Consider the following 5,889-nt stretch of genomic DNA (forward strand, 5'->3'; position numbering starts at 1 on the left):
GCCGACCATCATCACCAATATCGTCACTGCGACGATTTAAGGATCGCTAACCATGACCGGTCATTCATCCGATACCGAGACTGCGATGGGCAACCGTCGCCCGTCGCGCGACTTTAAAGACGGCAAAACCGTTCGGGTTCAAGCCGACAACGGCCACCCGCTCAATCCCTGCCATCCGGCCAGAGCACGAGAATTATTACGCAAGAAATGCGCGATTCGGGTTTGCCGCCATCCTTTTACGATTCGCCTGCGTGCCGAGCTTCAAGCCGAAGCTATGCAACAACTGAACCTTGAGGATCATACCCCATGACCAGAGCGCAACGCCCGCGTGCCGACCAGTTGTTTCCGGTACTGGCTTACGAATACGAACATCATCTGTTCTTGATGGCCGATAGCAGCATCGGTTTCGGCTTTCTGTGCCGGCCAATGACCGGTGCCGATGCCAGCGTTTCCGCGCGCGTCAACGTGTTGCTAAACCAGGACTGGCCGACTGACACCTTGTTGCAGGTGAGCCTTTGGACTTCGCCTGACATCGAGGAATCGCTAGCCATCATGCAGACCCGGCGCTTAAAACAGCAAAAGCCTACCTATAAAACCATGACCCAGGCCAGCATCGATTTCTTGCGGCGCGGCACGACCAAAGCCCCGGAAGCGATTTCGGGCGCTCGATTGCGGCGCAGTCACATTCTGGTCACGATCAAATTGCCGATGGCTTATCCAAGACCCAGTGAGCAAGACATCCGTCATGCCAGCGAATTGCAAATGGCTACCCAGCAATCGCTGTCGACCATCGGCTTGTATCCAGAAATTTTGGGTGCCGATCAGTACGTACGCATTCTGAACACAATTCTCAACTGGCAGCCCGATGCCGGCTGGAAAGACTGGGTGGTACCCGAGTGCGATCCCACCCAACTGATCCGCGACCAATTGCTGGATTACGATAACGCGCTCCAGCTCGATGAAAAAGGCCTGTGGCTCGGGAGTAAACGCGTCAAGACGCTGTCCGCCAAACGCACGCCTGATCATTTTTACTTCGGCAGCGCCAAAAGCTATCTGGGCGATATTTTGTCCGGTACCCGCGGCATTCGCCAAAACACCTTGCTCAGTCTGACCCTGCATTACCCGGACGCCGAATCAACCCGCACCCGCCAGGAAGGTGTGCGGCAATTCATCACCAACCAGGTCAACACGCCGATTGCCCGGTTTTTGCCGGTGCTGGTACAGCGCAAACACCATTTCGACGTATTGTTCGATGCCTACCGCGACGGCGACAGACCCATTCGGGCTTATTTCGGGGTACTGCTGTTTTGCGACGAAGCCGAAGAAGCCGCGGCGGTGTCCAATGCCAGAGTGTATTTTCGGGAGCTGGGTTTTCAGCTGTTGGAAGACAAGTACTTCTGCCTGCCGTTTTTCCTGAACTGTTTGCCATTCGGTCCTGAACGTTCGGCGATTGCCGATTTGAAACGCTACCGCACGCTGGCCACCCGGCATGCCATTCCGTTATTGCCCTTATTCGGCGATTGGGCCGGCACTGGCACGCCGACTTTAAATTTCGTCTCGCGTAATGGCGAACACATGTCGGTGTCGCTGTTCGATACCACCGGCAACTACAACCTGTGTATTGCCGCCGAATCCGGTAAAGGCAAATCGTTTCTGACCAACGAAATCATCGTCAGCTACCTGACCGAAGGCGCGCAAATCTGGGCTATCGATGTCGGCCGCTCCTATGAAAATCTGTGTGAAGTGCTGGAAGGCGATTTCGTGAAATTCACCCACGGTTCGGGCATCTGCATGAACCCGTTTGAGATCGTGCAAAACTTCGAGGAAGAAGCGGACATGTTAGCGGGTTTGGTCAGCCAGATGGCGGCGCCGACCGAGAAACTCACCGATTTCCAAACCGCAGGTCTGAAACGAATTTTGAAGCAACTCTGGACGGATAAAGCGCAGGCCATGTCGGTCGATGACATTGCCAAGCAGCTGTGTGTCGAAAACGATCAGCGTTTGAAGGATGTTGGCGAACAGTTGTTTCCCTTTACCACAAAAGGAGAATACGGTCGCTACTTCAACGGTCAGAATAACGCCAAGTTTGCCAAAGACTTTACGGTATTGGAGTTGGAAGAACTCAAGGGCCGCAAACATCTGCAACAGGTGGTGTTGCTGCAGCTGATCTACCAGATCCAGCAGGAAATGTATCTGGGCGAACGCAACCGCCCGAAGATCGTCATCATCGATGAAGCCTGGGACTTGCTCACCGAAGGCGATGTGGCCAAATTCATGGAACACGGCTATCGGCGCTTTCGTAAATACGGCGGTGCAGCCGTCACTATCACCCAGTCTGTGAACGACTTATACCGCAATGCCGCCGGTCGAGCGATTGTCGAGAACTCGGCCAATATGTATTTGCTCGGTCAAAAAGCCGAAGTCATCGAAGGCATGAAGCAGGATCGCCGTCTGCCGCTATCGGATGGCGGCTACGAGTTGCTTAAAACCGTGCATACCTTACCCGGCGCTTATTCGGAAATTTTCTTCATCACCGAGATGGGTTCCGGCATCGGTCGACTGATCGTCGACCCGTTCAAACGCATTCTGTTCTCCACCAAACCCGAAGATGTCAACGCCTTGAAGCAGTTGCGCCGACAAGGCTTGAGCCTGGGTGATGCCATTCAACAACTCATCGACAGTCGCCAGTCTAAAACACGGGAGTTGAATCATGGACGATAAATCACAATGGTTCAGCACTGTTTTAATCGCTGTCTGTCTGGGATGTCTCGGTGGCTGGTTGGCTGCGCAACAGCAATTACAACAGCCCTTAGAACGCTTGAATTTGGTGACGCCGGTATTCGTGTTCGACAGAGCCAAATTGATTCAATCGATACCGCCCAATGCCAGTCAGGAACAAATGGCCAAGATCGTCGATGACTGGCAAGGCCAAGCCAAGAAACTCAGTGATGCTGGCTATCTGGTGATCGATTCTACGGCGGTGGTGGCTGCACCGGAGGATGTCTATGTTCGACAAGCCGGACGCTGAATCGATGAATAAACAACGGTTTCATTTGCCAGTGCCGAACACCACGCGACCGCGTTTAGTCCGTTTCTTGCTGAAGGCCATGCCGATTTTATTGCTGGTGTTAGCTGTGGAACGCTATATCGGCCAACGCTTTTTGATCGGCGGTGACGATCAGGTCGATCGCTGTCTGCCGGATAAATGGATTTACCTAATCGACACTCAGAACAAGGACATCTGGCGTGGCGATTTGATTGCCTTTCGTGCCGAACGCATGGCGCCATTTTTCAAAGATGGGCAGATCATCGTCAAAATCGCCGCCGGCGTCACCGGCGACACTATTCACGTCGATCCGCAGCACACCACGATCAACGGTGAAACTATCATCGACGGACTGGCTTTGACGGAGAAACTAAAGAAGCCGGCGGCCCAATTCAAACGCCATGAAACCATTCCACCGGCCGCCTATTGGGTGACCGGGCAAACCGACAAAAGCTTCGATTCGCGTTACTGGGGCTATGTCTACGACCATCAAGTGATTGGGCGGGCCTATGCGTTGTTTTGATCGACCCCACCGTCCTTGGCGTCAATCGGCGGTCTGTTTAATTTGCTGGTTCAGCGTGCACGCGGTCCAGGCGGAGGAAGCCTGGCTGCAACGTTCTCAAGCCATCTTGCAAGCCTTGGAAGGCCAGCCTCTACCCGACTGGTTGAATGGTCAGACTGAACAGTTGGACATGAAAGGCCAGGCGCAACAAGTCTTGGAGGCTTCACAAGCGATTCGAGCAAAGGCACTATCGACAGCAGTAGCAAGCGGCCAGACGACAACCCCTTCGAACAAACCACTCACACTGCTGTTCGTCTCATTTTCACTCGGCGATACTGCGCTGAAAGGCATTTTTGAAGAGGCCGCAGGCCGGGATGATGTATTACTGGTGTTTCGCGGCCCCAAGCCCGGCCAAAAACTGCCGGCTTTGATGGCGGACCTCAAACGCTTGCTGAAAGGCATCAATCCACTGCCCAACATCATCATCGATCCCACCCGTTTTCAGCGCTGGTCGGTGACGTCAGTGCCTGACATTATCGCCGAACAGGATGGGAAATCCCGTTTACACGTTCATGGCGTCAGTAGTTTGTCCTGGCTGGACGAGCAACTCAAAGCCGGCAAGCAGGGTGATTTGGGAACCTTGGGCGATATCGGCGAGATTGCCGAAATCGACTTGCTGGAAGAACTCAAACGCCGGATGGCCGCTATCGACTGGAAACAAAAGCAGCGACAGGCTATCGCTCGGTTCTGGGAACAGCAAAAATTTGAAGACTTACCTACTGCTCAGGAGGATCACGATCGGTCCGTGGATCTGACCATTACCGCACCGCGCGATCTAGCAGCGCCCAACGGTCAGCTGATCATCCGAGCCGGACAAACTGTCAATCCGTTGGACAAGATGCCGTTTGGCTTATGCCTGAAAGTGTTCGATGCCACTGTGCCGGCTCAAGTTGAGCTGATTCGGCATCATTCCTGCCAGGACAAAAAGGCCCACGTGATGTATTTGGCCACGTCTCTGCCGCGTCAAGATGGCTGGGAAAAGCTTAAACACTTGGAAAACACCATGCAGGCACCGGTGTATTTACTGACACCGGATATGCGCAGCCGTTTTCAGTTACAGCATGTTCCGTCTTTCGTCGAACAATCCGGTAACCGTCTGATTGTTCATGAACGAAAACTGCCTGCCTCATCGGGAGAGCGGTCATGAAACGATTCGTTTTCCCTTGGGTTTTGGGAGGACTGATAACACTGGCAACCCCGCTTTATGCCGACACCACAACCAATAGCGTCGATCCATTGTGCTCCGACGCCGAACTGTGGTCTGGCAAGCTGGTCACCGATATTTGCTGGAGCTGTTTATTTCCGATTCGGGCGGCGGGAGCTTCGCTGGGCGGTGGCAACGTACCGAGCATCGCGACTGATGAGAAGTTCTGTTTCTGTACCGATCCGATGGGGATTCCGGAACTTGGCATGACCATGGGTCTTTGGAACCCGGCGAGGCTGATCGAGATTGTCCGCAATCCCTGGTGCTCGCCGGCTTTGGGAGGCCATAAATTCAGTGCCTCGAACGTGCGTTTGATCGCCACCACCGGCAAAGCCGACTTCGATGCCAGCGAGATGTCATTTTTCAATTACCACTATTTCGCCTTTCCACTGACCATCCTGCTGGATCTATTCTGGGATGGTCGCTGCATCAGCGATGGCTACCGGGATTTTGATTTGCTATATGTCTCGGAACTGGACCCGACCTGGAACAACGATTTATTGGCGTTTTTTACCAGTCCGGAAACGACGTTGTTCGCCAATCCGGTGGCCATCTCCGCCTGTGTCGCCGATGCCGCAGCGGCCGCCACCGGCAATCCCTTGGATGCCTTGTTCTGGTGTGCCGGTGCTTGGGGGCATATGTATCCCTTATCCGGCATTTCACCCACCAGTTACGGCACCGACCCACGCATCACCAGTTTATTAGCCACCCGCGCCACGGCATCCTTGCATCGCCGCGGGTTGGCCTGGAAAACCTCGGGCAACGATGCTTTATGCGGCGGCTATATCTATCCCTTCATTCCCAAGTCGCAATACCGGCTATCGATGTTTTATCCGGTCGCGGAAACCGAGTCCAATCATGCCATTGGAGAAACCACCTTCAAATGGGGTGCGGGCCGCACTTATCCGGGACCGGGCGAGGACCATCTATACATCCTGTTTAGGTGGCAGGACTGTTGTCTATTCTAGGGAGAACTGTTCACGATGCATCAGTCTAACACATTGATTAAGAATACTAATGTGAGGTCAACCGTGAACAGAACACTCCTGAAAGCAAGTAGTATTAACCCGATCATAA

General features: G+C 53.8%; 6 protein-coding genes. All 6 read left to right on the forward strand.

Annotation, left to right across the window (positions count from 1 at the left end; all coding sequences use genetic code 11):
- Positions 1–52: 52 nt before the first annotated feature.
- Genes M0R33_RS24195 through M0R33_RS24220 form a run of 6 tightly spaced genes read left to right on the forward strand, consistent with a single transcriptional unit; the run spans position 53 to position 5,780 of the window.
- Complete coding sequence (locus M0R33_RS24195; RefSeq protein ID WP_292574527.1) at positions 53–310, forward strand: RRXRR domain-containing protein; 258 nt, start codon at positions 53–55, stop codon at positions 308–310.
- A complete protein-coding gene (gene traC / locus M0R33_RS24200; protein ID WP_292574528.1) occupies positions 307–2,721 on the forward strand; it encodes a type IV secretion system protein TraC in 2,415 nt (804 codons plus the stop codon). The genes M0R33_RS24195 and traC overlap by 4 nt, the downstream gene beginning before the upstream one ends.
- Entirely contained in the window at positions 2,711–3,028 is a 318-nt protein-coding gene (locus tag M0R33_RS24205; RefSeq protein WP_292574529.1) for a hypothetical protein, read from the forward strand. The genes traC and M0R33_RS24205 overlap by 11 nt, the downstream gene beginning before the upstream one ends.
- Positions 3,006–3,569 carry a signal peptidase I gene (gene lepB / locus M0R33_RS24210; RefSeq protein ID WP_292574530.1) on the forward strand — a complete coding sequence of 188 codons (564 nt, stop codon included), beginning with the start codon at positions 3,006–3,008 and terminating at the stop codon, positions 3,567–3,569. Before M0R33_RS24205 ends, lepB begins: the two co-directional genes overlap by 23 nt.
- Before the next feature lie 55 nt (positions 3,570–3,624).
- A complete protein-coding gene (locus tag M0R33_RS24215) occupies positions 3,625–4,755 on the forward strand; it encodes a TrbC family F-type conjugative pilus assembly protein (RefSeq protein ID WP_292574531.1) in 1,131 nt (376 codons plus the stop codon).
- Positions 4,752–5,780: a TraU family protein gene (locus tag M0R33_RS24220; protein WP_292574532.1), complete on the forward strand. Its 1,029-nt coding sequence runs from the start codon at positions 4,752–4,754 to the stop codon at positions 5,778–5,780. Before M0R33_RS24215 ends, M0R33_RS24220 begins: the two co-directional genes overlap by 4 nt.
- Positions 5,781–5,889 lie beyond the last annotated feature (109 nt).

The sequence above is a fragment of the Methylomonas sp. genome (assembly GCF_023228165.1).
Lineage (GTDB): Bacteria > Pseudomonadota > Gammaproteobacteria > Methylococcales > Methylomonadaceae > Methylomonas.

Coding starts and splice junctions, on each gene's coding strand:
- traC (WP_292574528.1), top strand. CDS start 307: ATGACCAGAGCGCAACGCCCGCGTGCCGACCAGTTGTTTCCGGTACTG.
- lepB (WP_292574530.1), top strand. CDS start 3,006: ATGTTCGACAAGCCGGACGCTGAATCGATGAATAAACAACGGTTTCAT.
- M0R33_RS24205 (WP_292574529.1), top strand. CDS start 2,711: ATGGACGATAAATCACAATGGTTCAGCACTGTTTTAATCGCTGTCTGT.
- M0R33_RS24195 (WP_292574527.1), top strand. CDS start 53: ATGACCGGTCATTCATCCGATACCGAGACTGCGATGGGCAACCGTCGC.
- M0R33_RS24220 (WP_292574532.1), top strand. CDS start 4,752: ATGAAACGATTCGTTTTCCCTTGGGTTTTGGGAGGACTGATAACACTG.